Here is a 25292-nt window from a genome sequence, read left to right as displayed (position 1 = left end):
TTTAATTCGTTGCTACTTTTGACAAGTTACGCTGAATTTGACCTTCATGCTTGTTAACATGTTGATCAATTAAGTGATCGATAATAAATTGCATTGGTTTCGTTCCGAAATTTGGATTAACACTTGTCGCTACGGCCGCTAATTGCTTAGAAGTTAAATGTTCAATTCCAGATCTAACCGTTTCTTTAACTTGCTCTAAATCTTTAACCATTTTCTCTACACTAATCGCATCAACAGTCTCTGGTTTAACCGCTTCCAAACGTGGCTCATGAAGATGATTACGTCCCCATTCTCTACCAGGTGTTTCAACAAGTAGTTGGATCTCATTAACCCAATATGGCAATGCTTCAACAATATGCGCCATAATTTGCATGATTGACCATTCGTCTTCTGTAGGATTCCAGCGAATTGTTTCTTCAGATAAGCCATTCACGGTTTCAATGATTCGATCAATAGATTCATTTACGGAAGTAATATTGCTTTGTGTCATGCTTCTTACTCTCCTTTTACATTACGTACTGTATTTTCTAACACACCGACTTGGTCAATCTCTACACGAACTACATCTCCATCTTTCAACCAAACTTGAGGTTCCATTGCTTGGATGACACCACCAGGAGTTCCTGTAATAACGATATCACCTGGCTCTAATGTTGCTAGGTTAGATAAGAACGATACTAAATGTTTAACAGTGAACACTTGGTTAGCAGTGTTTGTACGTTGACGTTCTTCTCCATTGACTGTTAGGACCATTTCCAATGTTTGTGGATCCTTAATTTCATCTGCAGTTACCATCCAAGGTCCCATCGGTAAACTACCATCTACTGTTTTACCTTGTAACCACTGAAGTGTACGACGTTGAATGTCACGGTATGTCACGTCATTTGCAACCGCATAACCAGCAACATAATCAAGTGCGTCTTCTTCTGATACATTTTTCGCACGCTTTCCAATCACAAATGCAAATTCCGCCTCATAATCTAACTGTTCTGAAACAGGATGGAATGGAATATCATCTTGTGGACCAACAAGTGTATTAGCAAACTTAGCAAACACAACTGGATTTGAAGGAAGTTCACGTCCCATTTCTAAAATATGCTCTTTATAGTTGTGTCCTACAGCGAAGATTTTTCCTGGCTTTGGAACAGGTGCTTCTACTTTTACATCTTCGTATGGATAAACAAGCTTATATCCATCATCTTCTTTAATTGTTAACGCAAAATCAATCGCCTTCCTAGCTAGCTCCAAACTTTCTTTACCACCCTGTAAGAAACCAGTCATTTCAGAAGGAACAAATGCCTCTGCAATTTGCTCAGCACGGATCTTCCCTTCAGATTTAAGTAATGCTTTATAAGATGCATGTAAATCAATTACTTCCTCATTAACAATTGCCCCTACACGTGACACTCCAGCTTGCTTAAACGTAATTAATTTCATTATCCAAAAACTCCTTTTACTTTAATTTCATTATAGAGTAACTACTATCACAAGCTGTAAACGTATTCATTTTCTAGCTTCATTGAATCTACATTTACAATAGCCTTGATATTTTCTTGAACCAACCCTTGCCACCTTAACATTCTTAATCAACCATATCTCAATGGAACTACAATGGTTTATAAGTGGATTACAGCTCGAGTAAAGGTTCTCTTTATAGATAACTCTGTTCTCTATTTATATAATATATCTCTTTGTTTCGAATTGTCAATAAAATTTGTTAATTTGATTTTTAAAAATTTAACTGTCATTTACATAATGATTTATCTATGATTAAAGGAGCAGTATTTTATCAATCGATTTTATCATTAATCTAATAGACTAAGTCTAAATCTTAAAATTGTAATGGCGGTACATGAAATACTAGTGTTATACTCTTTACAATCGATTTTAAATTTGAATAAAATACGGGATTTCTGTATATTCTATATTTTTTAGGTAACGCGCTGTGGGATAAGGAGGATACATATGGAGATAGCAAAAAAGGGAACGACGATTCAATCATTACAAATTGGTATTGGTATCGTAGATTTAATTGCTAAAGAAGGAAGACCACTTAAATTTACCGAGATTTGCGAATTAACAAAAATTACAAAAAGCAATCTTTATAAATATTTGAATACGCTAACACAAACAGGTATTCTATATCGTGACAAGGAAACAGGCTCATACGTGCTAGGAAGTAAATTGATAGAATATGGGATGGCTGCTACTGCAGAGGAAAATGTAATTGATCGAATTACACCTTATATGCAAGAAATAAATGCAAAATGCTTAAGTACTGTACTTTATTCTATCTGGACTAATAGTGGGCCAATGATTGTTAAAGAGGTAAATCTAAAACAAGGATATAATATCGGAGCTCAAGTCGGGACATTACTTCCCGTTCTATCTGCAAATGGAAAAGTATTCGCTTCATTCCTAGAGGATAAAGTCGTAGATGAATGGATTGAAAAAGAACTTGTACACTTATCAGAAGAACAGATGCAAAATTTCAAAAAAGAGTGTCAAACAATTAAACAAAGAGAAATTGCTTTTGCTAGAGAACCATTAGTATCTAATGTGTCCTCTGTTGCTTTCCCCGTCTTTAATTATAAGAAACAACTTCTAGGAACCGTCACAGTTGTAGGATTCTCTGATATGATCCCTAATGGTGAAGAAGATGAACTTAGTCAGTACTTAATTCGCTTAAGTAAAGAGATCTCTGCAACTTTTGGTTACAAGTCATAGTTTTCAGACAATAATAATAACCATTCAAATAGAAACGTTTAAACACCGCTTTAATATTTTGAATTAATAGACTGACCTAATCATATGAGACAGTAATAAAACACCTTCCTTGGCTGCCATTTCACCAAACTCTATTGGTGTGTGGCAGCCTAGTTTTTCTTGGATACGATCATTGTTATAATACCTCATAAATTGATCTAAACGATCCTTTACTTGTTCTAAAAACAAAGAATTGAATTTTACATACTGAAATTCTTCTGATTTTAGGTTCAAATGGAAAGACTCAATGACTGCGTTGCCCCAACAGTTTCCCCGGCGTGACATACTACTGACTAAATTCTTTTCTTTAATCCGATTTTGATAAGTAGGGTTTCCTCGCTTTTCTAGTGCTTCATCCAAGGTATCAATCACTAAAGGGATTTGTTGATGAGTATAAAGCTTATAAGCAACGATTTGATTATTAAACAAGTCTATGATCGTTGATAAGTATAAAATGTAACCTCAGTTGATATACGTTTTTGCCCATGCAAAAACACCTCCGAATAAGTACTTTGTTTAAGTGTACCATTACAATCAATAGTAAACCTCATTTACATAATCTTTCTCATGGAAGTTTATATTTTGCTTCCTTATAACAATCCCCACTCTCTCTTCTATAGAACGGTTTAATTGGTCAGACAAAAGACACAAGCAGCGATGTTCCATCTCTGTTATGGTTATAATTAAACCATACAGAATACAATATTTACTTATCTTGATACCTTTTGATCCGACCGAAGTAGAGCTTTTAAAAAGTTTTTGAAAGCTCAAAAAATATAACATCAAAAAAAGTGGATAAAATTTCAGATGCTAACTGTTGTATTGGTTTGGGAATCATATCAAAAATACAGGAGTGATAATCGGTGCAAGTTCAAGACTTAACCATTCAATTTAGAGAAATAGAGAATAAAGAAAAGGCAACAGTGATGTCTGCCTATATGAAAAATCAGTTTCAATTTTTAGGAATTCAAACTCCTGAAAGAAGAAGGATTTCTGCCCAATTATTCAAAAAGTGGGAAGTAGGTAAAAAACCTATTGACTGGAAATTCATTTTTGATCTTTGGGAACAAAGCGAGAGGGAATATCAATATGTTGGAGTTGATTATTTAAGGAAATCAAAGAACTACTTATTTGCTGATGATTTAACACAAATTAAGGAGATAATAACTGTAAAATCATGGTGGGACACGGTCGACTTAATCGCAAGTGGTGTGGTTGGATATATTGTAAGAACATTTCCTGAACAAGCTAAGGTAATGGATGGTTGGATTAAAGATGATAACATGTGGGTAAAGAGAACAGCCATTTTGCACCAATTATCCTTTAAGGAATATACCGATGAAGAACGGCTGTTTTATTATTGTGAAAAGCATGCAAATGACACAGAATTTTTTATCGCAAAAGCTATAGGTTGGGCATTAAGACAACATGGCAAAACCAACCCACAATCGGTTATTGAATTTGTTGAAAGAACAGCAATTCAAAACCTTAGCAAGCGTGAAGCACTCAAACATTTGAAATAGAAAGAGCTGCGAAACTCCCACCTATCTAACAGGCATTGGTATTACGCCAGAAATTAAAAAAAGGTAGCTAACAGCTACCTTTTTATTTTAGAAGGTGATTGATTCAAATTGTACTATGAATGTTTTTAAACAAATAAAAAAATCGCTCTAATAAGCGATTTCCGTTGCCCTGATGGGCTTTTCAAGTACCGGTGGTCGGGGTCGAACCGACACTCCAGAAGGAACACGATTTTGAGTACCAAAAATGACAATTATCCTAAAAAACACAACTGCAACAACAGTTTGTTGGACTTTTTGTTTTTTCTGTTAACACGATTACTATAAATTATGCCTACAGATGAATAAAACGTCAAGTTTTATTGAGTATGTTTATTGAACTTTGCTTGCCCTAATTGTTTATACTTTCTTATAAGCTTAGCTTCAGCTCTTCTTGCGTCTTTTTCACTCACATACTCCCCTACAAATTTATATTTTAGCTTTCCCTCCTTCATTAACTGCCTATGCTCTTCGTTCCTCCTATTTGTATACCTTCTACAACGATACCAAACACCACTCCCCACATAGATCACTTCGTTATTCAGCAAATGTTCATAAACAACGAATTTATCAACTCTTCTAAGTTCGTTAGGATTTAGTTGATACTTCTTAATAAGTTGTATCACTTTTTGGAAGTAAGCGTCAAATAATCCCCACCTATTATAGAGATGGGGATTAACTTATAATCTACTTATCATGTTGAATACGACAGTGAGCCGGAAGACTGTTTGACCAAGGAAGCAATTGATCAATGGCTTTTTCATCACTCACATCTATATTGGGAAGCTCCTCAAACAAGTGCATTAAGTATTGATAAGGGTTGAGGCCATTTTCTTTGGCAGTTTCTACAATACTATAAGTCACAGCACTTGCCTTTGCTCCTTTCGGAGTGTTGGCAAAAATCCAGTTCTTTCTGCCAATCACAAACGGCTTAATGGATCTCTCACTTCTATTATTATCAATTTCCAGTCTGCCATCATCTAAGAAAGCCTCTAGCTTATCCCATTGATTTCGACAGTATTTGATCGCTTGTCCTAGTGCACTCTTTGGTAATACTTTTGGCGTTTGCATGCGAAGCCATGCTGAAAAAGCGTCAAGAAGTGGTCGACTTTTTTCTAGACGTACTTGATGACGTTCAGAGAACGACAAATCTTTGATTTCTCGTTCAATCGCAAATAGTTGGTTACAGAACTTCAAGCCTTCTTTGGCTGTGACATCTTTCGACTGTTGTTCTTTAGGCAAAGCCTTTAAAGCTTCATCAAATTTTCGACGAGCGTGTGCCCAACAACCAACTAACTTTATGTTTGGAATTCCATTGTATCCAGCATATCCATCTACATGTAAGTATCCTTGGAAAGGAGATAAAAACTTTCTAGGATGTTTACTTGCTCGTGTTTGCTGGTAATCAAACAATACAATCGGATGGCCTTCCTGTCCTGAACGATAAAGCCATAAGTAAGAGGTAGCTGTTGATGGACGATCTGGCTCTCGTAGCACTTGCAGCGTCGTTTCGTCAGCATGAGCAATATCAAGATTCATCAGATATTGATACATTCGATCATAGATGAGGTTTAACCATGTATTAGCACCATAAAGAACCCAATTAGCTAATGTTTGGCGTGACAAAAAGATACCAAGACGAGCAAATTGCTGTTCTTGACGGTATAATGGAAGCCCTTCTACATATTTTTGATTCATGATGTAGGCCATCGCAGATGGCGAAGCAAGACTCTTTGGAAAAACAGATTTCGGCATAGAAGCTTTAACAATAGGAGTCTCAGTGCTTTCACGTTCACAACGGCGACACGCATAAACATGTTGAACATGTTCAATGACCTTCACTTCCGCTGGGATGACTTTTAATTCACGTCGTACTTCTGTTGACATTTCATGTAGCTTTCCATTGCAGCACAAACAAACCTGATCTTCTTCAGGTAATCGATACTCAATAACTTCCTTCGGAAGGTTCTCAAGTTTACTATCACGTTGACCTTTGGTTTTTTTACGTTCGTACGTAATGGTTTCAACCGTAGGTTCTTCAATCGATGGGTCAGCAGTAATTTCTACCTCATTAAAAAGAGGCAATTCTAACTGATCAGCATTTGTCTTCTCACTTGAAGTACCAAATTGGCGTTGCTTACTAAGACGGAATTGTTCCTCATACCATTTAATTTTTGCCGTCAGCTCTGCGTTTTGTTCCTCAAGTGATGAGACACGTTCTTCTAATTCTTCAGTTGTAGGTTGAGAGGTGGTTTCTGTAGTTTTCATAGCTTAATTATACATCACCTCTCATCGATTTGCTTTATCATTTATTCATTAAATGACTCGCTGTGCGGTAACTTTTGGATGTGCAGATTTTTGATCAATAGAAAGGCCGTCAAGTAACCAACGGAACTGACGGTGGCTAATCATTTGCGGAGAAGAAGATGAATCTTCTGGCCAAGGGAACGTACCTTTTTCTAAACGGCGATAATAGAGCCAAAATCCATTATGTTCCCAGTGAAGGATTTTGATCTTATCTCGTTGTCTATTACAGAAAACAAATAGACATGGGGAGAAGGGATCTAATTGAAAGCTTTCTTGTACGATAGCCGCAAGTCCATCAATGGATTTTCGTAAGTCTGTACTCCCTTTTGCAAGGTAGACTTTATCAATGGAGCGTTGATTGATCATCCATTTCTCAACACGCGTAGTACACGAGACAAATGTTCTTCACTCACATTTTCAGGAATATAGACAGACAGATCATCTAGTCTCACTTCAATGGATGTGGTGGTGAAGGTAGGGACATCAAAAGATGTCCAGGTGCGGCTTACCTCATCACTTGAATCTGAGTTTCCTTCTTCCTTGATCTTCTTTCGCCAATAGTGGAATTGATATTCTGTAATGTCATCTTGTTTAGATACCCATTTTGGGATCGTCTCCCCGCTGGCTTCGTATGCCTCCATGCGTTTTTTCCACAAATCGTGTTTTTCTTTACGTTTCATAGCGACACCCTTTCATCATTATTGATTAGAGTATCGCATGGGACCAGGGCTAATGGAATGTGTGTATTATTTGACGCTTACTTTTGGAATGATAAGTCGTAAATATTCGCTATATCTTGATTTGTCATTTTATCTGATAAATGTTCTATTAGTTGTTGCTTAGTTGGATACATACAAATCACCTCTTCATTCTTATATCCCCTTATTTCCAAATGACAATTGCGGTGATAAAATATTTTCAAACAATCTAAAGGAGATTAATTAATGAAAACAGCAGAAGATATGATTAGTGAAATTGCAGAAATGGAAAGCGCGGAACGGTGGAAGCTTGTAACAACAATAAAAAATTATCCAGACAAACATACTGAAAAAGAGATCGACTTAATTGTTAATCTACATAAAGAATTAAAAAAGTTAAAACAAGATGTAGAGTATTGTTCTAGCAAATTAGGTGTACATGATATGTACCTAAGTCGACTTAAATAGTAAATAGAGGTATATAAAAAAGATCACCTGTTTTGTTTAAGGTGATCTTTTAATGTTATAAAATTTATATTTTATAATTAATATTATTCACTAAAGATATCTTTTATTTCGTTCTTTTCTTCATCAATCAATCCTTTTTTACCACTGTAAAATGTATATTTTGTATATGATGAACCATATTTTACGGGTGGGGTATTTTCGACTAGAATAATTTGATGGTCAGAGCTTAACTCTATAAGAATCTTAAAAAATTCGTCGTAAACTTCAGGGTCATTAATTTTTTCATTTGAAACAGATTCTTCTTTTTTAGTTTCATTATTTGCCAAAGTACCCACGTATTTGCTAAGTGAGTCTAGAAGTAGTAATCCAGGGTGACCTGGGGAATAACCTTCAGTTTTACTTTTCAAAATTGCTCCAATGAAAGAGAGTTGCATACACTCTAATAATCCACCACTTTCATGAGCATAAACACTGGCTCCATTATAGTATGGTATCATTTGCTCCTGATGAATAAAAGTTTCATTTTTTGTTTCATACTTTAATCTTTCCATAAAGGCCTTATATTCTTTGTTAAGGTATTTAAATACTTTATCTTTCTTCTCATTGCTTACCTGTAGGGCTGCTATATCCTTTAGTAATCGAGTCTCTTCCAATTCTAGGTCAGTTATTAATTTCTCTTTTTCATCAACTTTATTATGAATTCTTAAACCCTCTTTTAGTGACTCTAAGTCTTTAGATAATTTAGTAATAATTGAGTTTATACTATCAATCTGTGATAAGTAAGGCACCTCTGTTTTTTTTGAGTATTGTTTTAAAGCATTATTAAAGATGGATTGTTTTTCTGTTAATATAACAATTTCTTTATTGATTTCCTCTGTTTGCTTTAATTCTTTTTCAATTAAATCTTCTACGAGATTTATTTTATTTACTATTTGTTTTTTTACTTTATTTAGTGTTTTTTCAGCATTCTCATTGTGGGCAACATTTTGGTTATGTACATGTCCTGATACTTTAGAACTGCATAATGGACATTCTATGCTCTGATTTGGAATTATAAGTTTATAATTCAATTCCAAAGTTTCTTCTATTTCTTTATATTCATCCTCATATTCTTTGATTAATATTTGTTTTGACTGTACTGAAATTTGAAGATGTCTCTTTTTATTTTGTAACTCATAAATCTTATTAGAAATATCTTTGAAATCATTTTTTAGTTTTATATACATCTTATTTTCGTTGTTCTCATTACTTTTGGAAATACTTTTATTTAAAACGTCAGCTTTAAACTTCTTTTTATCTTCTATATCTGAAAGTTGTTTTTTCACCTTTAATTGAAGCTCTACTCTATCAAGTGCATCTAAATCTTCAAGATAAGAATTTAATCCAAATAACTCCCTTTTTGTTTTGTCTATGTTATTTTGCACTTTCACCAATTGTTCATTTAAAGTTTCTTTATCCACATCTACTAGATTAAACATCATTTTAAAAGCATGAGGATTTTTTACTGCCTTAAACGTGCTTTTTTTCTCTAAAAAATCACCTGTTCCTAATTCATGCTGATGAATATAAACAAACCTAAAAATGTCTCTAAAAGAAACAGTGTCTATCTCTTTTTGATTACTATGCTTTTGATGACGTATTAATTTATATTCGTTAATATTTAATTTATTCATTAATATTTTCATTGCATCTTTAATATCAAGTATTTTAGGTGTATATTCATCTAGATTATTATAATTACAAAAATAAATACTAATCTTAGTTTGTTTTTGCTTTAATAGTCTTCTTAGAGTAAGTACTTCATTACCAATTTTCAATTCAAGAAATACTTCGTCGCACTTTTCATCTAATTCGCGTTGAACGTTCAAATCAATTTTACTTGACTTCCCTAAACAATAATCTATTAAGCTTAGTATAAGTGACTTTCCTGAAGTCTTTTCTCCACTTATTATTGTTAGACCCTTATTAAATTCGATTGTTCTTTTATAATTATTACCTTGAATTATTAAATTTAGGAGAATAAGTCGGCTCAATAGTGTCCCTCCTTAATTTTTTGTAGATTCTCTCTGGAGTAAGCTACATTTCTTAGTACTTCAAAATAGTTTTGATTTAATGAATCTAAGTAGTCAGATTTATTCTCAGAATAAAAATCTCTTCCGTGTTGTAATAATTTCACTTTCAAATCATCAAATTTATTTGACAATTTACCCTTAACTTCAATAAATCCTAAGTTACTCATAATAATTAAAATATCACTAACCCTTGTTTGGAATCTAAAATACTGATTTGGAGATGGAATAGTACCCACTTTTTCATCAGAAGAAATATTAAATATTTTAATCAAATCATAGTTTACAAGACTATAATAGAACAGTATTTCCTCTATTTTTCTTTGTTTGTTACTCTGTGTAGATAAGGTATTCAATAAACATAATATTTTCATAATTTCTAGCTTTTGATTTTCAAATAGTAATTGTATTGAAATTGGGGTGGGAATATTACCTTTCTTCTTCTCTTCCATTAAAGCGTTCCCTCCCCCACCATATTTCTTCAGTTTCGTCATCAGCTAAAATATGAACAAACCCTCTATTTTCATTCTTGTTTGACTTATTATTTGTCAATAATTCTTGATACCGCCCCAATTCTATTGTTTCCAGACTCTTATGAACAACTTTTAGAAATTCTTCGCTATTGCCTCTTTCTTTATATGTATCAATATACTTGTCTTTATATTCTATAAAGACTTGCCCTAATATAATATCAATGACATCTATTGGCATGCCTAATTTTTTCATTTCACGGATGTACTCTTCTGCTGCCACATAGAAAGCAGAGCTTAATTCAATTAAATCTGAATTTATATTTTCTAACTTTAATTTTTTATAAAATAAGTTTCCTTCTAAGCTTTTTTTAAAATCTTTTAGACCCGCTCCTTTTATAACTGATGATTCGATATTTTTACCTAAATCACTCTTTTTTTTTATTGGTTCAGCAATGGCTTTAAGGATCTTCCTTATTTCATTTGAATGAGAGGATTTATTGGCATCATATTCAATAGTGCGTAATCCATATTCCTTCCTTAATTCATCTACTGTAGCAGTTTCCGGATTATTTAATAGAATATAATGGACACCTTTAAAAGACTCTTTATGTTCTCTAATTAAAGTCTTTATGAACTGGTCATCGAAAGAAAAGCCCATAAACAAGATTGTTCTATTCCCTGTAACTAATTTTAATAATTCATCATACTTCTTATCATCATATAATTTATTATAACTTGATTTACTTATTACAATAGAACCAGCATTTGATATAACTCCGTGTAAATGACAAACCCTTCTCTGCTTAAATAATTTTTGTGTGTTAAAATCAATATCTTTTAAAAGTATTGGTTGAAGGTCAAAATTAAGATGATTTTGAAGAAGATTTTCATAGTTAGTAGTTAAATATAAATTAAAGTTCATTTCACTAAGGTCATAATAATTATGCTTTAGTTTGTCACTCACTTTTATTTGTTTTTGTAATATTAGTTCTACAATTTCCTCTTGAATATCCTCTTCTAAAACACCATATTTTTTTAACATATCAATTGCGCCCCAATAATCATACTTCGTTAAATCAAGTTTGATAGCCTGTTTTAACCATTCCAACTCTCCTATTGAATACTTTTGCGCAATAGCTTCAATTAGTTCTCCCCAGGAAGGTACATTAAACGGGATAGAAAGACCTGCACCAATAAAAGGGACTATATTTCCGTCATGATATTCTTTTCTCAATTCTTCTATATGAGCACTCATGATTTACTCCTCTTTGTATATGTTTATTATTTCTATTTTAACTTAAATATTCAAACTTTTCATTATGATATCTATTAAAACAATTTCACAACGAGTTTTGGGCCATTTGGTACCTTATTCTTTAAGTTTCAACACCATTTGGGCGTTTTGGGTCGGTGAAAAAAAACGCACCGTGGCCAGTTATTTCTATTTTAGAGGTGTTTTTTTATAAAAAGGTAGGCGGGTATAAGTTGTGGAGTTTAGAAGTGAAGTATTACTAATTAAAATACTTTGAGGATTGATGAGAAGTATTTGAATGAATTGAATTGCCTACTTACTAAAGATATAAATAAAATAAAATACTTACTTTCAATCTCATTCCTTTAATTTCTTATGATAAATAAATCAGATATAAAAAATATATTGGAGCATTGGCAGTTAATCTCAAAAGCAGTACGGAATTATCTCTCTAAATCTTATTGTGAATTATTTAGTTTTCGTAATATCTGACAAAACTATAGCTGACAGAACCTAACCCTTTTTCTTTTAGCAACTCATTAACTTTCTTATAAAGATCAACTCTGTTTTTAGCATCATCTTTTAAATATCGAATAGCAATTTTTGCTACCATGGATTTATAGTCATCTTCTGAAAACGTATCTTTAATTTTTTCGACTGCTTCTAATTCTGCCTTCATAATTTTTCAGCTCCTTTTTAAAAGTATGTAATACAGACTGAGAGGGTTACTCTCAGCCAATATTACTCGACAATATCTAAAGCACCGTTACCTTGTAATGAGATAGAATACGTAACGAGATCGTCATATGGAAATTCCATAGAGAAATCAGTAATAGTCGCATTACCAACATACTTTGTTCCGCTTGGCAGTTCGATTAGTACGTCAACATTCTCGGAATTAATGAATGAACGTTCTAACTCAGTATAAGCTGCATCATTACTTACATAAGCACCATCTGCATCAATTGACCATTCTTTGAAACCTTGTAAACTCTCTTTCCAGAAGCCTTCAGTATCTTTTGAAGTAGCATCAATAGACTCTGCAGAACGAGTAAGACTTGCATTTCTTTGCCCCGCAAGTACAAGATCAGTACCTTCTTTTAAAATCTTTACAAGGCATTTCATTCCTGTCATCTTAGCCATTTATATTACTTCCTTTCTATTATTACTGTCTTTCTAAAACGTGAAGCTCTAGAGTTTTGTTTGCCTCATTGACGTTCACTATATATTGGATGTTGTAGTACTTATCATTAAAGAAAACTACATGTGATCGATTAACTTTGTTTGAATAACGAATAGTAATTTTATGAGATACTTGTGCTTGAATTTGTTGAGCTTGATACAGTTCTCGACCATGAAGAGGGTGGATATTAGCCCAAACATTCAAAATTGGAATAAGGACTTCTTCATAACCACCACCACCATCCGAAGTCTTGGTGTATTCTAAAATTTGAATTCTTTTATCAAATCTAGCAGGGTTATATTTGTTTTTTCTCATGTTAGATACCTCTTTAATTCCAATTTCGATGTAAGTCCAGTAGTCCAGAAAAAACGTACTTTAGCTCTCCACGAGTATCCTTGTCACCTTGTATCTCTCGTCGTTCATACCAATGCGCTAAAATAGCTAAGCAAGCAATAGTAAACTCATCTGGAATTGTTTCGAATTCTTCAAATCTCTTATTTAAGTAAGATTGGATAAAACTTTTAGCTGAGTACAGCATGGTAGTTAGAAGAACATCATCTTCGTTGTGGTCAATTCTCAAATACTGTTTAACTAAATCTAAATCAAGTTCTGTTATTAAAATGTCTTTCATAAGACATACATCCTTTGAATAAAATAGAAGAAGTCAGAATACAGAATATTCCGACTTCTTAAATCGTGAAAAAATTCACAAATTAACCCACAACTAATTTTGCAACAGCTTGAGGATTAACTACAACTCCGTCTGCATACATATCGAATACAAACATTTTGCTACCACGTAGAGCTTGTTGAGAGTCAACAATTTCTTGAATTCCACTTTCTTGCTTAATCATTACAGAGTAAGCTTCTTCGATATTTCCAAATACTACTGGAGTTTCAGCAGGAAGAGCATCAGTAATATCGATTGGCATACCGAATAAAGTGTAAGTTAGTTTTCCGTTAACAACACCATTTTGAATGTAATAGTGCTCATTTCCATCTTTAAGTTTAGCAATCTCATTAAAGAAGTTACGAGCCATTACGAAACTTGCTCCACTTAAAAACTCAGGATGGATTGCTAAGTAAAGAGCTTGTAATTGATCAATTTCAATAGTGTTAGCAACATTAACTGCTTCTACATCAGCATCGTGAATAATTCCGTTGAATTCTACTCCACCTTGACCAGTTAACATTGACTTTTCAATAGCTTTAACAGTTCGACGAGCTAATAGATTTTTAGTATAATCTTGAATGTTAACAGCAGAGTCATTGATTAGCTGATTTGCTAGAGTAATTGCAGCACCAACACGTTTTTGTTTTAATTCAACATGTGTAAATCCTAAAGCACCTTCAAGAACTTTTTCTCCTTCGCCAACAAATCCAGCTTGAACTTTATCATCTTCACGAGCAACTTTTAAAGTTCCAGAAACAGAGTTGATTTTTTTAGCTTTTGCGAACACTGGTGAAATTTCTTCCATCTTTACAATAATTTCACCATGAACATTTTCCGGAATAACTGAAGCGCCATCATTTGTAGTATTTAGAGAACGAGTTTCACCACGTAGAATAGCTTCAAAATCGTTATTTCTTACTTCCATTTTCTTCATTTCTTCATTACCTCTTTCTTCTTCTTTTGTTTGTTGAGTTAGCAATTCAAGTTCATCAACTATATCTCTGAGAGCAATTTTCTCTCTTTCATAAATTAAACGAGCTTGTTTGTTCTTTTTAAGAACACCTCTTGCTTCAAGAGTTTCGAGGTACTCCAACTTTTTATCAGCTTGCTCTTGCAAATATTTAATCTTTTCCTTCTTGTCCATTGTTGTTGATCTCACCTCCATTAGAAGTCTGGTTTAAATTTAAAATAGTCAGCTCGTTTGTTTTGGCTGACTTAAGAACATTTCCTAATGAAAGAACAAAATAATCTTCTTCAACAGGACTCATATCTAATTTGTGACGAGCTTCATTAAAGCTGATTAAGCCACCTTTTAAAGCACTTGATACTGTTTCAACTTTTTCTTTTTCAGTAGTTCTTAGAAGTTCAGAAGTATCAAATCTAAAATAAAAACCCGTATCTTTTTCGATACGAGTTAGTAGGTTCTTATCAAGGGCACTTTCAATTGCAGTAATAATAGGACCAACACAATTTTGTAAGAATTGTAAGTTGTTTTGCTCCAAGCTGTTATATTTATTAGCAGCACTGTTTATCATTGACTCTGGTATATTAAAAACTCTAGCAATTTCAGAAACTAAGATTTTATGAGTTTCAGTCATTTGCATTTCATCAGGTTTAAGAGTTATTGGCTTAAACTCTAAGCCTTCTTCTAAAATAACTGTTTTTCCAGCTTGTTTGCTTCCTTGATAAAGAGACTTCCAAGACTCTCGTAATCGGCTCATTGCATTCTCAGTTAATCGAGTAGCTGTTTGTAAAATGCCAGCTGGAAGTGCTCCGTTGCTTAAAATAGATTGACTATATTCTTGTTGCGCTAATGCAGATTTTAGAAGCTCTCCAGCGTCTACTAATAGTCCATCTGTTCCACTATCAATCACTATTACTTCATCTTCTTCAAGAGTGACATTACTCATTCCAGTATAGTTGAATTGTTTCTTAGCCACTGTAATTCCATCTTCGGTATATAATTCTTCTTTAACTGATTTAGCTGGAAGATGATGAAGTTTATTATCTTTATGATATAAATAGGCTTTTCCTCGAAGTAAGTAATCTTGAACAACTTTCTTCTTTATAACCTGTGCAGTATCAAAATCATTAGCTTCATGATTTAGAACTGAAATTCTAGGATCGTCCATTTTTTCAGTAGAAGTATCATCATGCTCAATGTATAAATAAATAGGTAGTTGAGAAATAGACGAACTAATTAACTCAACAGAAGCTTTAACAGCAGGAATTTTCATAACTTGTTCTTCTGTAAGAAAAACAGTGGGAGTGGTATTAAAGAAAGCAGTTGAGAAGTAGTCTTTACCTTTTTCTTTACTTCCCCATCTAAATAAACTCGCCATTTATTTTCTCTCCTTTATGAAATGATTTATATTTAAAATTGCTAGATTTAGCAATTTAAGAGCAAATAAAAAAGGCATACCCAATTGGGTACACCAATATGTATTGTCCAGGAGCTATTACTAGGTTCCTGAACTTATGCAATGTAACAACCATACTCATGCTACTATAAAGGGGAAAGGAGATGAAACATGTTATTTATTTACACGCCATAAGGCGTAATTTACTTTATGTAAGTTAGCTGAAATAAATCAGCTAACTCCTTGACCGCCAATGCCCTAAAGTGATTAAAAGAGATAAGATTAAAGAGATTTAATTCAAATTTATAATAACTACTATTGTAGTCTTATTAAAAAAATAAGAGCTAACTGATATTAGCCAGCTCAAATCGGAGGTGATTTTACCAAAAAAGTAATTCGTTTTGATGATTATATCAAATGATTTAAAATAAGGAGAAAAAATTTATGGAAAAAGTTGAAATGGGAGAGTTGCTTAATCTAGCAACCTCTATAATATATATATACAACTAGAAGTTTTTATACAGTTTTTACCAATTTTTTTTGCTTAATCTAGCAACCTCTATAATATATATATACAACTAGAAGTTTTGAAACAAAATATAGAAATTAATTTTTGATTAGATTAAAGAGTCCATGTCAATTAAAGTCCCCGCTTTACGTTCGGGAGGCTGCGTTTTTTTCAATTCTTCCCAAGTTTTTCTTAACCTCTTTACATTCTCATTTTCTACTTCTTTGACTACTTCTACTCTTATGAATGTCACTTGATTTTTCAACTCTAAAGTTTTATCTAATTTAACCCTTTGTCCAAAACCATGTGCATTTATTGGTTTAAACACCTAATCACTTCCTTTTACTAGTTAAAGTCTGGCATTTCAAAAGCAACTCTTGTATAATTGTATTCTTCATTTTCATACTTTCTTTTCCAGTGCTCATATGGTGTCACATAAATTGGTGTTGAGACTCCATATTTTTTTACTTTTTGTTCCTCATAATCAATTAAACCTACTTCTTTTAACTTCTTTTTTATTCTATATAACTTACCTTTCTTTATATTACAGTATTTGTAAGCATCTTCTTCTGTAAAGATTACGAATACCCTACCATTACTGTCTGTATAATCTATTGCATTCTTCTTTGAGAGTTCGTTTAAATCAAGCAGCCAAGAATAATAAATTATACAATCACCGTCTAAGCATCTATACTTATCATGTTGATATATTTCTTTATAAACTTTTATAAATTTATTCTCCATATAATTCCTCCGTTGTTTACTAAATGAAAAATTTCTAATTGATATTTTTTTTATATCTGACTTGTATCATTTGTAAACAACATAAAGAATATTTTTTCTTTTCGAAGAAACTTGTTTCTTTGAAACAAAATTAAGTTTTTATAATAAGTATAGTTATAAGTATAGATAGAGTACAATTTTGAAACATGTCGTGAGTACCATATTAAAACAAGTGTTGTTTCATTTTAAACCATGTTTGTATTCTTGGAGATGTTCTATAAATGAACAACTATTTATTCTTATTTAGGACTATTAAGTAAAAAGACCAAGCACTAAGCTCGGTCATCATCCCAGTATTCATCAAATTCAGTACCACCTAGTGATTTAATCTTTCTTAGAACTTCTAAATATTCATAAAGTGGTCGACCTCCAACATGAAATTTAATAAAAAGATAATAATAAAGACCAAGCTTTAAGCCCGATCTTCAATCATCTCTAAAATTCTATCTATATCTTGGTACATCCAAACTGGAAGTCCTTCCTCATCAATTTTCATCATTCCGATGCGTTCAAGTTTCTTGATTGTTCTTAATGTTTCATTCCAAGTTGGCTGAAAAGTAATAGTTGGTCCTTGTAGTTTTATTTTCTTAATTTTAGACTTTAAATTTCTCATAAACGCTTTCTTATTTCCTGTTGTATAGGTTTCATATCGTGAATCTATCCCCACTTGTAATAGCAATTGCATTATACCTTCTTCTTTTTCAGTTAATTGCGATAGCCATCCCTTAAATAAAGTATCAGTTTCTTTAATTATTTCGTTCATGTACATAATTCAATTACCTCCATAAGTTTGAATTCATCTTACGGAGTTGTTATATCGTCTAAAAAGAAAATGTAAATCAAAATATAAAATTTTTTAATAATCTAAATCTAACGGTTGATAATCATGACCTTCTTTATTGAAATATTTAAAATATAGTTCATGTATTAATTTCCATCTTTCCTCATTATCCATATACTCAATAGCTTCTATAACATCTATTGCTGTCTTTTTTTCTCTACTCATCTAGTTAAACCTCGCTTTCCATATGATTAAATTTTATATTTACTAAGTGTTAATATTTAAACTAGATTTCTATTCCACACGGTACAATCTGGGGCTTCTGATGATTATTATAATGTTACCAAGGTAAGTCTTTATTATTTATCTGTTTTCCTTTTGATATCCCTCAACATTGTCATTCAAATCAGCTTGAAAGAATACCTTTTCAAAATTATTTTCTTCCGTTCCTTTAGTTAGCCAGTTAAAGAATGGCATTCTTCCAAATCTCTCTTCAAAATCAATTTCGCCTTTTTTAAGTTTACTTTTGTATAGAGTGTTTTCAAAGCATATTCTTAAATAAGCTCCAAAATTATTAATTGTGTCAATTTTCTCCAATGCTTCATTAACTACTAGTTCACAGACTTTTTTATTCAAACCTTTTAACCTATATTCATTAGATAATTTATGAATTGTATCGTCTATATTATTTAATTTGTTGTTAACTCCTTTGTTAACAAAAATTTCTTTATTATTATATTGTTCTTTTTTATTTTTATTTTTATATGCTATGCCCAAAGGTAAACGCTTGTTATTCCCTTTTGTCATATCTAGTGTTTCCCTTTTGTCATTTAACAATTTTCCCTTTTGGTCATTATCACGTTGCTGTTCTAGGTGTTCTTTAGGTTCATTTGTATTAATATCAGCTTTCAGTTCTTCCCTTTTGTCAGATCTGAAAAGAGTAAAAATTTTATCTGTAATATAAAAATATTTTCTTCTCGGTTGACCCATGAGAACAGTTTCTATATAACCAGCTTCCTCCAACTCTTTAAATGCTTTTAGTTGTTGTTTGTAAGTTAGAGCTGTTTCTTCTTCAACAGTTTCTCCTGTTAGAAAGAAATATTCTTTTCCATCCTTCTTTGTCAGCATGTCCTTATTTTTAAAACTCTCGTAACTTGAACATAACTGACCAAAAAGAATTGCCCCATTAACTGATACTTCATGTGCTAAATCCTTATTAAACATTACAAATCCTTTACCACTTAAGATTGAAATTAAACTCATTTTCCTTCTCTCCTTCTTGACACAGAAGAAAAAGACTTGCTATCATCTTATTATAGAAGTTAATTCTTCTGCGGGTTTTTATGAAGAGATGGTAGAGCCGCCAAACTCAAATGCCATCTCTTTTAATAATTTTATAACACAAACACACGTTCGTAAATTATAATTTTAACCCTTTTAATGCTCCATGTAATTTATGTTTTTGTTCCAAATCTTGCCCCCATAAATTAACGTACCTTTTTGTAACTGTAATATCTGTATGTCCAAGTAAGTGCATTAAAGAAAAAGCATCAACGCCTGAAACGATCATTCTTTTTGCCATTGTGTGTCTAAATGTATGAGGACTAACTCTTTTATTAATTTCTGCTTCCTTTCCATACCTAGTGAGCCTTGTTTGAATGCTATGAGGGTTCAATGGTTTATTATCTATACTAATAAACAATTTGTTTGTATCTATTTCTCCTCTAATTTTAATGTATCTTTTCAGTTGTTCTTGAGTTGTCTCAGATAAATAAACTATTCTCTCAAATAAGTTTTTTGTTTTTCTAATTATTATTTTATTTTCTTTTACATCAATAACCTCTATGCCCACCAACTCTGATAATCTTACTCCTGTATCAAGAAATACAAGCACAATAACTTCATCCCTAAAACCAACAAATGTCTTTTGTTTTCTAATAGTGCTTATTAACTTTTCAATTTCTTTGCTATCAAACGTCTCAATGGTCTTTTGTCTGTCACGAAGCAACTTAATATTTGCCATTGGGTTTTTACTAATTAACTTATTTCTAAATAAAAAGTTGTAAAACGAACGAAGTGCCCTCAAACGAGTGTTGATAGTTGTAATTTTCATTATCTTTTTACTTTCTAGAATCAGATTTTCAATGTCTGACTGTTTCCAATCTACCAACTGTTTGTCACTAAATTTCTTTGCTGCATGAAACTCATTTTGATAATATTCAATTGTTGCTGGTCTCAAGTTTCTCAAATAGCAGTCTTTAAAGAACTTCTCAAAAGCTTCCGTATCATTGACTTTTTTCCTAATAATCATCAATTCTTCTTCCGTTAATTGTCCTCTTCTTTTCATTTATTTCCTCCTAAGCACACGATTCGAAGCACACGATTTCGGCTTATTTTTGTCGTGTTAAGAGAACGCAAAAAAAGACCTCAACATTACTGTTGAAGCCTTGTATTTACTAGGTTTTTATGTAATTAGTGGTACCGGTGGTCGGGGTCGAACCGACACTCCAGAAGGAACACGATTTTGAGTCGTGCGCGTCTGCCAATTCCGCCACACCGGCATATAATGGCGCGCCCTGAGAGATTCGAACTCCCGACCTTTTGATTCGTAGTCAAACACTCTATCCAGCTGAGCTAAGGGCGCACATTTTATTTAAATAAGAAAAGTGCCGAGGGCCGGACTTGAACCGGCACGGTAGTCACCTACCGCAGGATTTTAAGTCCTGTGTGTCTGCCAATTCCACCACCCCGGCACGGCAGGAAAATATGGAGGCGGCAACCGGATTCGAACCGGTGAATAAAGGTTTTGCAGACCTTGGCCTTACCACTTGGCTATGCCGCCATATATAAAAATGGAGCGGAAGACGAGATTCGAACTCGCGACCCCCACCTTGGCAAGGTGGTGTTCTACCACTGAACTACTTCCGCATTGGCTGGGCTAGGAGGATTCGAACCTCCGCATGACGGAATCAAAATCCGTTGCCTTACCGCTTGGCGATAGCCCATTATAATAAAAATGGGGCGACTGATGGGAATCGAACCCACGAATGCCGGAACCACAATCCGGTGCGTTAACCACTTCGCCACAATCGCCATTATATTAATTATGAATTGGCAGGGGCAGTAGGAATCGAACCCACACCGGAGGTTTTGGAGACCTCTGTTCTACCGTTAAACTATGCCCCTAAATAAATGGTGGAGGGGGACGGATTCGAACCGCCGAACCCGGAGGGAGCGGATTTACAGTCCGCCGCGTTTAGCCACTTCGCTACCCCTCCACGCAAGCACAATACCTATAATATATAAACCACATAAGAATGTCAATCAATAATTTAGGTATTTTAATAGAGTGCCGGCCAGAGGACTTGAACCCCCAACCTACTGATTACAAGTCAGTTGCTCTACCAATTGAGCTAGGCCGGCAAATGGTGGCTCAGGACGGAATCGAACCGCCGACACATGGATTTTCAGTCCATTGCTCTACCAACTGAGCTACTGAGCCATTAATAATAATGGCGGTCCGGACGGGACTCGAACCCGCGACCTCCTGCGTGACAGGCAGGCATTCTAACCAACTGAACTACCGGACCAATTTGGTATTGCGGGGGCGGATTTGAACCACCGACCTTCGGGTTATGAGCCCGACGAGCTACCAGACTGCTCCACCCCGCGTCGCTAAAAATAAGAAATATTATAATGGTGGAGGATGACGGGATCGAACCGCCGACCCCCTGCTTGTAAGGCAGGTGCTCTCCCAGCTGAGCTAATCCTCCATTATATATTAAAGTTATATGGTGACCCGTACGGGATTCGAACCCGTGTTACCGCCGTGAAAGGGCGGTGTCTTAACCGCTTGACCAACGGGCCAACCTATGGAAAAGTACCTGGCGGAGAGCGAGGGATTCGAACCCTCGAGACGGTTTTACACCGCCTACACGATTTCCAATCGTGCTCCTTCGGCCAGCTCGGACAGCTCTCCATATGGCTCCACAGGTAGGGCTCGAACCTACGACCGATCGGTTAACAGCCGATTGCTCTACCACTGAGCTACTGTGGAAAATCTGCCTGGCAACGTCCTACTCTCACAGGGGGAAGCCCCCAACTACCATCGGCGCAGAAGAGCTTAACGACCGTGTTCGGCATGGGAACGGGTGTGACCTCTTCGCTATCGCCACCAGACTATTTATTGAACATCGGATTCTCCTTAGAGTATCTTCGTTCACATTTGAGAAATGGTTCTCTCAAAACTAGATAATGCGTAATAGAAACTCAAGAATATATTGGATAAGTCCTCGACCGATTAGTATCTGTCAGCTCCACGTGTCACCACGCTTCCACACCAGACCTATCAACCTCATCATCTCTAAGGGGTCTTACTGGATTAACTCCATGGGAAATCTCATCTTGAGGGGGGCTTCATGCTTAGATGCTTTCAGCACTTATCCCGTCCACACGTAGCTACCCAGCTATGCTCCTGGCGGAACAACTGGTACACCAGCGGTGTGTCCATCCCGGTCCTCTCGTACTAAGGACAGCTCCTCTCAAATTTCCTACGCCCGCGACGGATAGGGACCGAACTGTCTCACGACGTTCTGAACCCAGCTCGCGTACCGCTTTAATGGGCGAACAGCCCAACCCTTGGGACCTACTTCAGCCCCAGGATGCGATGAGCCGACATCGAGGTGCCAAACCTCCCCGTCGATGTGGACTCTTGGGGGAGATAAGCCTGTTATCCCCAGGGTAGCTTTTATCCGTTGAGCGATGGCCCTTCCATGCGGAACCACCGGATCACTAAGCCCGACTTTCGTCCCTGCTCGACTTGTAGGTCTCGCAGTCAAGCTCCCTTTTGCCTTTGCACTCTACGAATGATTTCCAACCATTCTGAGGGAACCTTTGGGCGCCTCCGTTACTGTTTAGGAGGCGACCGCCCCAGTCAAACTGCCCACCTGACACTGTCCCTGAACCGGATCACGGCTCGAGGTTAGAATGTCAGCACAGTCAGGGTAGTATCCCACCGACGCCTCCACGTAAGCTGGCGCTCACGCTTCCAAGGCTCCTACCTATCCTGTACAAACTGTACCAACATCCAATATCAAGCTACAGTAAAGCTCCATGGGGTCTTTCCGTCCTGTCGCGGGTAACCTGCATCTTCACAGGTACTATAATTTCACCGGGTCTCTCGTTGAGACAGTATCCAAATCGTTACACCATTCGTGCGGGTCGGAACTTACCCGACAAGGAATTTCGCTACCTTAGGACCGTTATAGTTACGGCCGCCGTTTACTGGGGCTTCAATTCAGAGCTTCTCGCGAACGATAACCCCTCCTCTTAACCTTCCAGCACCGGGCAGGTGTCAGCCCCTATACTTCGCCTTGCGGCTTCGCAGAGACCTGTGTTTTTGCTAAACAGTCGCTTGGATCTTTTCACTGCGGCTCTCTCGGGCTTGCACCCTAATAGAGCACCCCTTCTCCCGAAGTTACGGGGTCATTTTGCCGAGTTCCTTAACGAGAGTTCTCCCGAGCGTCTTAGAATTCTCTTCTCGCCTACCTGTGTCGGTTTGCGGTACGGGCACCTCTCACCTCGCTAGAGGCTTTTCTAGGCAGTGTAGGATCAGGAACTTCGGTACTAATATTTCCCTCGCCATCACAGCTCAGCCTTTATGGAAAGCGGATTTGCCTACTTTCCAGCCTAACTGCTTGGACGCGCATATCCATCAGCGCGCTTACCCTACCTTTCTGCGTCCCCCCATTGCTCAAACGGTGAGGAGGTGGTACAGGAATTTCAACCTGTTGTCCATCGCCTACGCCTTTCGGCCTCGGCTTAGGTCCCGACTGACCCTGAGCGGACGAGCCTTCCTCAGGAAACCTTGGGCTTTCGACGGAGGGGATTCTCACCCCTCTTTTCGCTACTCATACCGGCATTCTCACTTCTAAGCGCTCCACCAGTCCTCTCGGTCTGACTTCGCTGCACTTAGAACGCTCCCCTACCACTGACACCAGAAGGTGTCAATCCATAGCTTCGGTGATACGTTTAGCCCCGGTACATTTTCGGCGCAGAGTCACTCGACCAGTGAGCTATTACGCACTCTTTAAATGGTGGCTGCTTCTAAGCCAACATCCTGGTTGTCTGGGCAACTCCACATCCTTTTCCACTTAACGTATACTTTGGGACCTTAGCTGATGGTCTGGGCTGTTTCCCTCTTGACTACGGATCTTAGCACTCGCAGTCTGACTCCCGAGGATAAGTATTTGGCATTCGGAGTTTGACTGAATTCGGTAATCCTGTGGGGACCCCTAGTCCAATCAGTGCTCTACCTCCAATACTCTTCCCTCGAGGCTAGCCCTAAAGCTATTTCGGGAGAACCAGCTATTTCCGAGTTCGATTGGCATTTCACCCCTACCCACACCTCATCCCCGCACTTTTCAACGTGCGTGGGTTCGGGCCTCCATTCAGTGTTACCTGAACTTCACCCTGGACATGGGTAGATCACACGGTTTCGGGTCTACGACATGCTACTAAAGCGCCCTATTCAGACTCGCTTTCGCTGCGGCTCCGCCTATTCAGCTTAACCTTGCAACATATCGTAACTCGCCGGTTCATTCTACAAAAGGCACGCTGTCACCCGTAAATGGGCTCCAACTAGTTGTAGGCACACGGTTTCAGGATCTCTTTCACTCCCCTTCCGGGGTGCTTTTCACCTTTCCCTCACGGTACTGGTTCACTATCGGTCACTAGGGAGTATTTAGCCTTGGGAGATGGTCCTCCCGGATTCCGACGGGGTTTCACGTGTCCCGCCGTACTCAGGATACGTCTCGGAGAGACGAACATTTCGGCTACAGGGCTGTTACCTTATACTGCGGATCTTTCCAGATCGCTTCACCTATGCTCGTCTTTTGTAACTCCGTATGAGACGTCCTACAACCCCAAGAGGCAAGCCTCTTGGTTTGGGCTGTTTCCGTTTCGCTCGCCGCTACTTGGGAAATCGCATTTGCTTTCTCTTCCTCTGGGTACTTAGATGTTTCAGTTCCCCAGGTCTGCCTCCTCATACCCTATGTATTCAGGTATGGGTACCATCCCATTACGGATGGTGGGTTCCCCCATTCGGATATCCTCGGATCAAAGCTTACTTACAGCTCCCCGAGGCGTTTCGCCGTTCGTCGCGTCCTTCTTAGGCTCCTAGTGCCAAGGCATCCACCGTGCGCCCTTTCTAACTTAACCAAATTAAAAAAGGTATTTCGGATGTGATTTTTCAAAAATCACTTGAATTCTTGACATGCTCGTTTGATCTTCTCTTATAAATAAGATACCGATAAAACTAACATTGTTTCTATTGCATTATCTAGTTTTCAAAGAACCAAAGTCACTAACTTTTTTCTTACAAAGTTAGTTTCTATTAATTGAAGGGAGTTCCT

General features: G+C 36.1%; 24 protein-coding genes, 17 tRNA genes and 2 rRNA genes. 3 read left to right on the top strand and 40 right to left on the bottom strand.

Annotated features, from left to right (window positions below):
- Position 1: 1 nt before the first annotated feature.
- Together BkAM31D_RS03585 and BkAM31D_RS03580 are read right to left on the bottom strand one after the other, a co-directional pair.
- The gene (locus BkAM31D_RS03585) at positions 2 to 490 is read right to left on the bottom strand and encodes a DinB family protein (RefSeq protein WP_066156164.1); all 489 of its coding nucleotides are present in this window, start codon (positions 488 to 490) and stop codon (positions 2 to 4) included.
- Positions 491 to 495: 5 nt separating this feature from the next.
- Positions 496 to 1437: a fumarylacetoacetate hydrolase family protein gene (locus BkAM31D_RS03580; RefSeq protein ID WP_066156167.1), complete on the bottom strand. Its 942-nt coding sequence runs from the start codon at positions 1435 to 1437 to the stop codon at positions 496 to 498.
- 528 nt (positions 1438 to 1965) lie between these two features.
- Between BkAM31D_RS03580 and BkAM31D_RS03575 the strand changes: the two genes are divergently transcribed.
- On the top strand, positions 1966 to 2727 hold the full coding sequence (locus tag BkAM31D_RS03575; protein ID WP_066156170.1) for an IclR family transcriptional regulator: 762 nt from the start codon (positions 1966 to 1968) through the stop codon (positions 2725 to 2727).
- Positions 2728 to 2790: 63 nt separating this feature from the next.
- On the opposite strand, the gene BkAM31D_RS03570 is transcribed toward BkAM31D_RS03575, so the two are convergent.
- Positions 2791 to 3195, bottom strand: a complete 405-nt coding sequence (locus BkAM31D_RS03570) for an integrase core domain-containing protein (RefSeq protein ID WP_084372270.1) — start codon at positions 3193 to 3195, stop codon at positions 2791 to 2793.
- Between the two features lie 434 nt (positions 3196 to 3629).
- Here BkAM31D_RS03570 and BkAM31D_RS03565 point away from each other — a divergent pair, with 434 nt between their 5' ends.
- A complete protein-coding gene (locus BkAM31D_RS03565) occupies positions 3630 to 4289 on the top strand; it encodes a DNA alkylation repair protein (RefSeq protein ID WP_066156172.1) in 660 nt (219 codons plus the stop codon).
- A gap of 723 nt (positions 4290 to 5012) precedes the next feature.
- Here BkAM31D_RS03565 and tnpC read toward each other — a convergent pair.
- Genes tnpC through tnpA form a run of 3 tightly spaced genes read right to left on the bottom strand, consistent with a single transcriptional unit; the run spans position 5013 to position 7312 of the window.
- Positions 5013 to 6593, bottom strand: a complete 1581-nt coding sequence (gene tnpC, locus BkAM31D_RS03555; protein ID WP_066161162.1) for an IS66 family transposase — start codon at positions 6591 to 6593, stop codon at positions 5013 to 5015.
- A 48-nt stretch (positions 6594 to 6641) separates the two neighbouring features.
- A complete protein-coding gene (tnpB, locus tag BkAM31D_RS03550; protein ID WP_066161164.1) occupies positions 6642 to 6998 on the bottom strand; it encodes an IS66 family insertion sequence element accessory protein TnpB in 357 nt (118 codons plus the stop codon).
- A complete protein-coding gene (gene tnpA / locus BkAM31D_RS03545) occupies positions 6995 to 7312 on the bottom strand; it encodes an IS66 family insertion sequence element accessory protein TnpA (protein WP_034751745.1) in 318 nt (105 codons plus the stop codon). Before tnpA ends, tnpB begins: the two co-directional genes overlap by 4 nt.
- Before the next feature lie 264 nt (positions 7313 to 7576).
- On the opposite strand from tnpA, the gene BkAM31D_RS03540 reads away from it, so the two are divergent.
- Complete coding sequence (locus BkAM31D_RS03540; RefSeq protein ID WP_066160967.1) at positions 7577 to 7798, top strand: hypothetical protein; 222 nt, start codon at positions 7577 to 7579, stop codon at positions 7796 to 7798.
- 83 nt (positions 7799 to 7881) lie between these two features.
- On the opposite strand, the gene BkAM31D_RS03535 is transcribed toward BkAM31D_RS03540, so the two are convergent.
- From BkAM31D_RS03535 to BkAM31D_RS03375, 34 genes are all read right to left on the bottom strand, one after another.
- Positions 7882 to 9831: an AAA family ATPase gene (locus tag BkAM31D_RS03535; RefSeq protein WP_066160970.1), complete on the bottom strand. Its 1950-nt coding sequence runs from the start codon at positions 9829 to 9831 to the stop codon at positions 7882 to 7884.
- The gene (locus tag BkAM31D_RS03530) at positions 9828 to 10319 is read right to left on the bottom strand and encodes a hypothetical protein (protein ID WP_066160973.1); all 492 of its coding nucleotides are present in this window, start codon (positions 10317 to 10319) and stop codon (positions 9828 to 9830) included. Before BkAM31D_RS03530 ends, BkAM31D_RS03535 begins: the two co-directional genes overlap by 4 nt.
- Positions 10297 to 11595 carry an SIR2 family NAD-dependent protein deacylase gene (locus BkAM31D_RS03525; protein ID WP_066160976.1) on the bottom strand — a complete coding sequence of 433 codons (1299 nt, stop codon included), beginning with the start codon at positions 11593 to 11595 and terminating at the stop codon, positions 10297 to 10299. Before BkAM31D_RS03525 ends, BkAM31D_RS03530 begins: the two co-directional genes overlap by 23 nt.
- Positions 11596 to 12064: 469 nt before the next feature.
- Entirely contained in the window at positions 12065 to 12271 is a 207-nt protein-coding gene (locus tag BkAM31D_RS03520) for a hypothetical protein (protein ID WP_066160980.1), read from the bottom strand.
- 62 nt (positions 12272 to 12333) lie between these two features.
- Positions 12334 to 12735, bottom strand: coding sequence for a phage major tail protein, TP901-1 family (locus tag BkAM31D_RS03515; RefSeq protein WP_066160983.1), 402 nt, complete (start codon positions 12733 to 12735; stop codon positions 12334 to 12336).
- 22 nt (positions 12736 to 12757) lie between these two features.
- Positions 12758 to 13090, bottom strand: a complete 333-nt coding sequence (locus BkAM31D_RS03510) for a phage head closure protein (RefSeq protein WP_066160986.1) — start codon at positions 13088 to 13090, stop codon at positions 12758 to 12760.
- 13 nt (positions 13091 to 13103) lie between these two features.
- Positions 13104 to 13406 (bottom strand): head-tail connector protein, encoded by a 303-nt coding sequence (locus BkAM31D_RS03505; protein ID WP_066160989.1) that lies wholly within the window; start codon positions 13404 to 13406, stop codon positions 13104 to 13106.
- 82 nt (positions 13407 to 13488) lie between these two features.
- Positions 13489 to 14592 carry a phage major capsid protein gene (locus BkAM31D_RS03500; RefSeq protein WP_066160994.1) on the bottom strand — a complete coding sequence of 368 codons (1104 nt, stop codon included), beginning with the start codon at positions 14590 to 14592 and terminating at the stop codon, positions 13489 to 13491.
- Positions 14570 to 15790 (bottom strand): phage portal protein, encoded by a 1221-nt coding sequence (locus BkAM31D_RS03495; protein WP_066160997.1) that lies wholly within the window; start codon positions 15788 to 15790, stop codon positions 14570 to 14572. Before BkAM31D_RS03495 ends, BkAM31D_RS03500 begins: the two co-directional genes overlap by 23 nt.
- Before the next feature lie 635 nt (positions 15791 to 16425).
- On the bottom strand, positions 16426 to 16644 hold the full coding sequence (locus BkAM31D_RS03490) for a hypothetical protein (protein WP_066161000.1): 219 nt from the start codon (positions 16642 to 16644) through the stop codon (positions 16426 to 16428).
- 17 nt (positions 16645 to 16661) lie between these two features.
- Positions 16662 to 17060: a replication initiator protein A gene (locus BkAM31D_RS03485; RefSeq protein WP_066161003.1), complete on the bottom strand. Its 399-nt coding sequence runs from the start codon at positions 17058 to 17060 to the stop codon at positions 16662 to 16664.
- 451 nt (positions 17061 to 17511) lie between these two features.
- A complete protein-coding gene (locus tag BkAM31D_RS03480) occupies positions 17512 to 17868 on the bottom strand; it encodes a hypothetical protein (protein ID WP_066161006.1) in 357 nt (118 codons plus the stop codon).
- 87 nt (positions 17869 to 17955) lie between these two features.
- On the bottom strand, positions 17956 to 18105 hold the full coding sequence (locus BkAM31D_RS23870) for a hypothetical protein (RefSeq protein WP_169801174.1): 150 nt from the start codon (positions 18103 to 18105) through the stop codon (positions 17956 to 17958).
- 138 nt (positions 18106 to 18243) lie between these two features.
- A complete protein-coding gene (locus tag BkAM31D_RS03475; RefSeq protein WP_066161009.1) occupies positions 18244 to 19143 on the bottom strand; it encodes a hypothetical protein in 900 nt (299 codons plus the stop codon).
- A 157-nt stretch (positions 19144 to 19300) separates the two neighbouring features.
- A complete protein-coding gene (locus BkAM31D_RS03470) occupies positions 19301 to 20227 on the bottom strand; it encodes a tyrosine-type recombinase/integrase (RefSeq protein ID WP_066161012.1) in 927 nt (308 codons plus the stop codon).
- A gap of 129 nt (positions 20228 to 20356) precedes the next feature.
- Positions 20357 to 20441: transfer RNA gene (locus BkAM31D_RS03465), tRNA-Leu, on the bottom strand.
- A gap of 6 nt (positions 20442 to 20447) precedes the next feature.
- Positions 20448 to 20524: transfer RNA gene (locus BkAM31D_RS03460), tRNA-Arg, on the bottom strand.
- 23 nt (positions 20525 to 20547) lie between these two features.
- A tRNA-Leu gene (locus BkAM31D_RS03455) sits at positions 20548 to 20633 on the bottom strand.
- Between the two features lie 14 nt (positions 20634 to 20647).
- Positions 20648 to 20722 (bottom strand) — tRNA-Cys (locus BkAM31D_RS03450).
- 11 nt (positions 20723 to 20733) lie between these two features.
- Positions 20734 to 20808 (bottom strand) — tRNA-Gly (locus tag BkAM31D_RS03445).
- A 2-nt stretch (positions 20809 to 20810) separates the two neighbouring features.
- Positions 20811 to 20885: transfer RNA gene (locus tag BkAM31D_RS03440), tRNA-Gln, on the bottom strand.
- 12 nt (positions 20886 to 20897) lie between these two features.
- A tRNA-His gene (locus BkAM31D_RS03435) sits at positions 20898 to 20973 on the bottom strand.
- A 19-nt stretch (positions 20974 to 20992) separates the two neighbouring features.
- A tRNA-Trp gene (locus BkAM31D_RS03430) sits at positions 20993 to 21066 on the bottom strand.
- 7 nt (positions 21067 to 21073) lie between these two features.
- A tRNA-Tyr gene (locus tag BkAM31D_RS03425) sits at positions 21074 to 21158 on the bottom strand.
- A gap of 72 nt (positions 21159 to 21230) precedes the next feature.
- A tRNA-Thr gene (locus tag BkAM31D_RS03420) sits at positions 21231 to 21303 on the bottom strand.
- Positions 21304 to 21306: 3 nt separating this feature from the next.
- Positions 21307 to 21382: transfer RNA gene (locus BkAM31D_RS03415), tRNA-Phe, on the bottom strand.
- Between the two features lie 11 nt (positions 21383 to 21393).
- Positions 21394 to 21470: transfer RNA gene (locus BkAM31D_RS03410), tRNA-Asp, on the bottom strand.
- 9 nt (positions 21471 to 21479) lie between these two features.
- Positions 21480 to 21552 (bottom strand) — tRNA-Met (locus BkAM31D_RS03405).
- A gap of 25 nt (positions 21553 to 21577) precedes the next feature.
- Positions 21578 to 21653, bottom strand: a tRNA-Val gene (locus BkAM31D_RS03400).
- 19 nt (positions 21654 to 21672) lie between these two features.
- Positions 21673 to 21747: transfer RNA gene (locus BkAM31D_RS03395), tRNA-Glu, on the bottom strand.
- An 18-nt stretch (positions 21748 to 21765) separates the two neighbouring features.
- Positions 21766 to 21859: transfer RNA gene (locus tag BkAM31D_RS03390), tRNA-Ser, on the bottom strand.
- Positions 21860 to 21862: 3 nt separating this feature from the next.
- A tRNA-Asn gene (locus tag BkAM31D_RS03385) sits at positions 21863 to 21937 on the bottom strand.
- A 6-nt stretch (positions 21938 to 21943) separates the two neighbouring features.
- Positions 21944 to 22059: ribosomal RNA gene (gene rrf / locus BkAM31D_RS03380) — 5S ribosomal RNA — on the bottom strand.
- Between the two features lie 101 nt (positions 22060 to 22160).
- Positions 22161 to 25098 (bottom strand): 23S ribosomal RNA (locus BkAM31D_RS03375).
- Between the last annotated feature and the right edge of the window lie 194 nt (positions 25099 to 25292).

This window comes from Halalkalibacter krulwichiae (assembly GCF_002109385.1).
Lineage (GTDB): Bacteria > Bacillota > Bacilli > Bacillales > Bacillaceae_D > Halalkalibacter > Halalkalibacter krulwichiae.
This window is presented reverse-complemented; position numbering and strand designations above follow the sequence as displayed.

Coding starts and splice junctions, on each gene's coding strand:
- tnpA (WP_034751745.1), bottom strand. CDS start 7,312: ATGAAACGTAAAGAAAAACACGATTTGTGGAAAAAACGCATGGAGGCA.
- BkAM31D_RS03580 (WP_066156167.1), bottom strand. CDS start 1,437: ATGAAATTAATTACGTTTAAGCAAGCTGGAGTGTCACGTGTAGGGGCA.
- BkAM31D_RS03500 (WP_066160994.1), bottom strand. CDS start 14,592: ATGGACAAGAAGGAAAAGATTAAATATTTGCAAGAGCAAGCTGATAAA.
- BkAM31D_RS03585 (WP_066156164.1), bottom strand. CDS start 490: ATGACACAAAGCAATATTACTTCCGTAAATGAATCTATTGATCGAATC.
- BkAM31D_RS03575 (WP_066156170.1), top strand. CDS start 1,966: ATGGAGATAGCAAAAAAGGGAACGACGATTCAATCATTACAAATTGGT.
- BkAM31D_RS03525 (WP_066160976.1), bottom strand. CDS start 11,595: ATGAGTGCTCATATAGAAGAATTGAGAAAAGAATATCATGACGGAAAT.
- BkAM31D_RS03480 (WP_066161006.1), bottom strand. CDS start 17,868: ATGTACATGAACGAAATAATTAAAGAAACTGATACTTTATTTAAGGGA.
- BkAM31D_RS23870 (WP_169801174.1), bottom strand. CDS start 18,105: ATGAGTAGAGAAAAAAAGACAGCAATAGATGTTATAGAAGCTATTGAG.
- BkAM31D_RS03515 (WP_066160983.1), bottom strand. CDS start 12,735: ATGGCTAAGATGACAGGAATGAAATGCCTTGTAAAGATTTTAAAAGAA.
- BkAM31D_RS03475 (WP_066161009.1), bottom strand. CDS start 19,143: ATGAGTTTAATTTCAATCTTAAGTGGTAAAGGATTTGTAATGTTTAAT.
- BkAM31D_RS03530 (WP_066160973.1), bottom strand. CDS start 10,319: ATGGAAGAGAAGAAGAAAGGTAATATTCCCACCCCAATTTCAATACAA.
- BkAM31D_RS03540 (WP_066160967.1), top strand. CDS start 7,577: ATGAAAACAGCAGAAGATATGATTAGTGAAATTGCAGAAATGGAAAGC.
- BkAM31D_RS03485 (WP_066161003.1), bottom strand. CDS start 17,060: ATGGAGAATAAATTTATAAAAGTTTATAAAGAAATATATCAACATGAT.
- BkAM31D_RS03510 (WP_066160986.1), bottom strand. CDS start 13,090: ATGAGAAAAAACAAATATAACCCTGCTAGATTTGATAAAAGAATTCAA.
- BkAM31D_RS03470 (WP_066161012.1), bottom strand. CDS start 20,227: ATGAAAAGAAGAGGACAATTAACGGAAGAAGAATTGATGATTATTAGG.
- BkAM31D_RS03495 (WP_066160997.1), bottom strand. CDS start 15,790: ATGGCGAGTTTATTTAGATGGGGAAGTAAAGAAAAAGGTAAAGACTAC.
- BkAM31D_RS03520 (WP_066160980.1), bottom strand. CDS start 12,271: ATGAAGGCAGAATTAGAAGCAGTCGAAAAAATTAAAGATACGTTTTCA.
- BkAM31D_RS03505 (WP_066160989.1), bottom strand. CDS start 13,406: ATGAAAGACATTTTAATAACAGAACTTGATTTAGATTTAGTTAAACAG.
- tnpC (WP_066161162.1), bottom strand. CDS start 6,593: ATGAAAACTACAGAAACCACCTCTCAACCTACAACTGAAGAATTAGAA.
- tnpB (WP_066161164.1), bottom strand. CDS start 6,998: ATGATCAATCAACGCTCCATTGATAAAGTCTACCTTGCAAAAGGGAGT.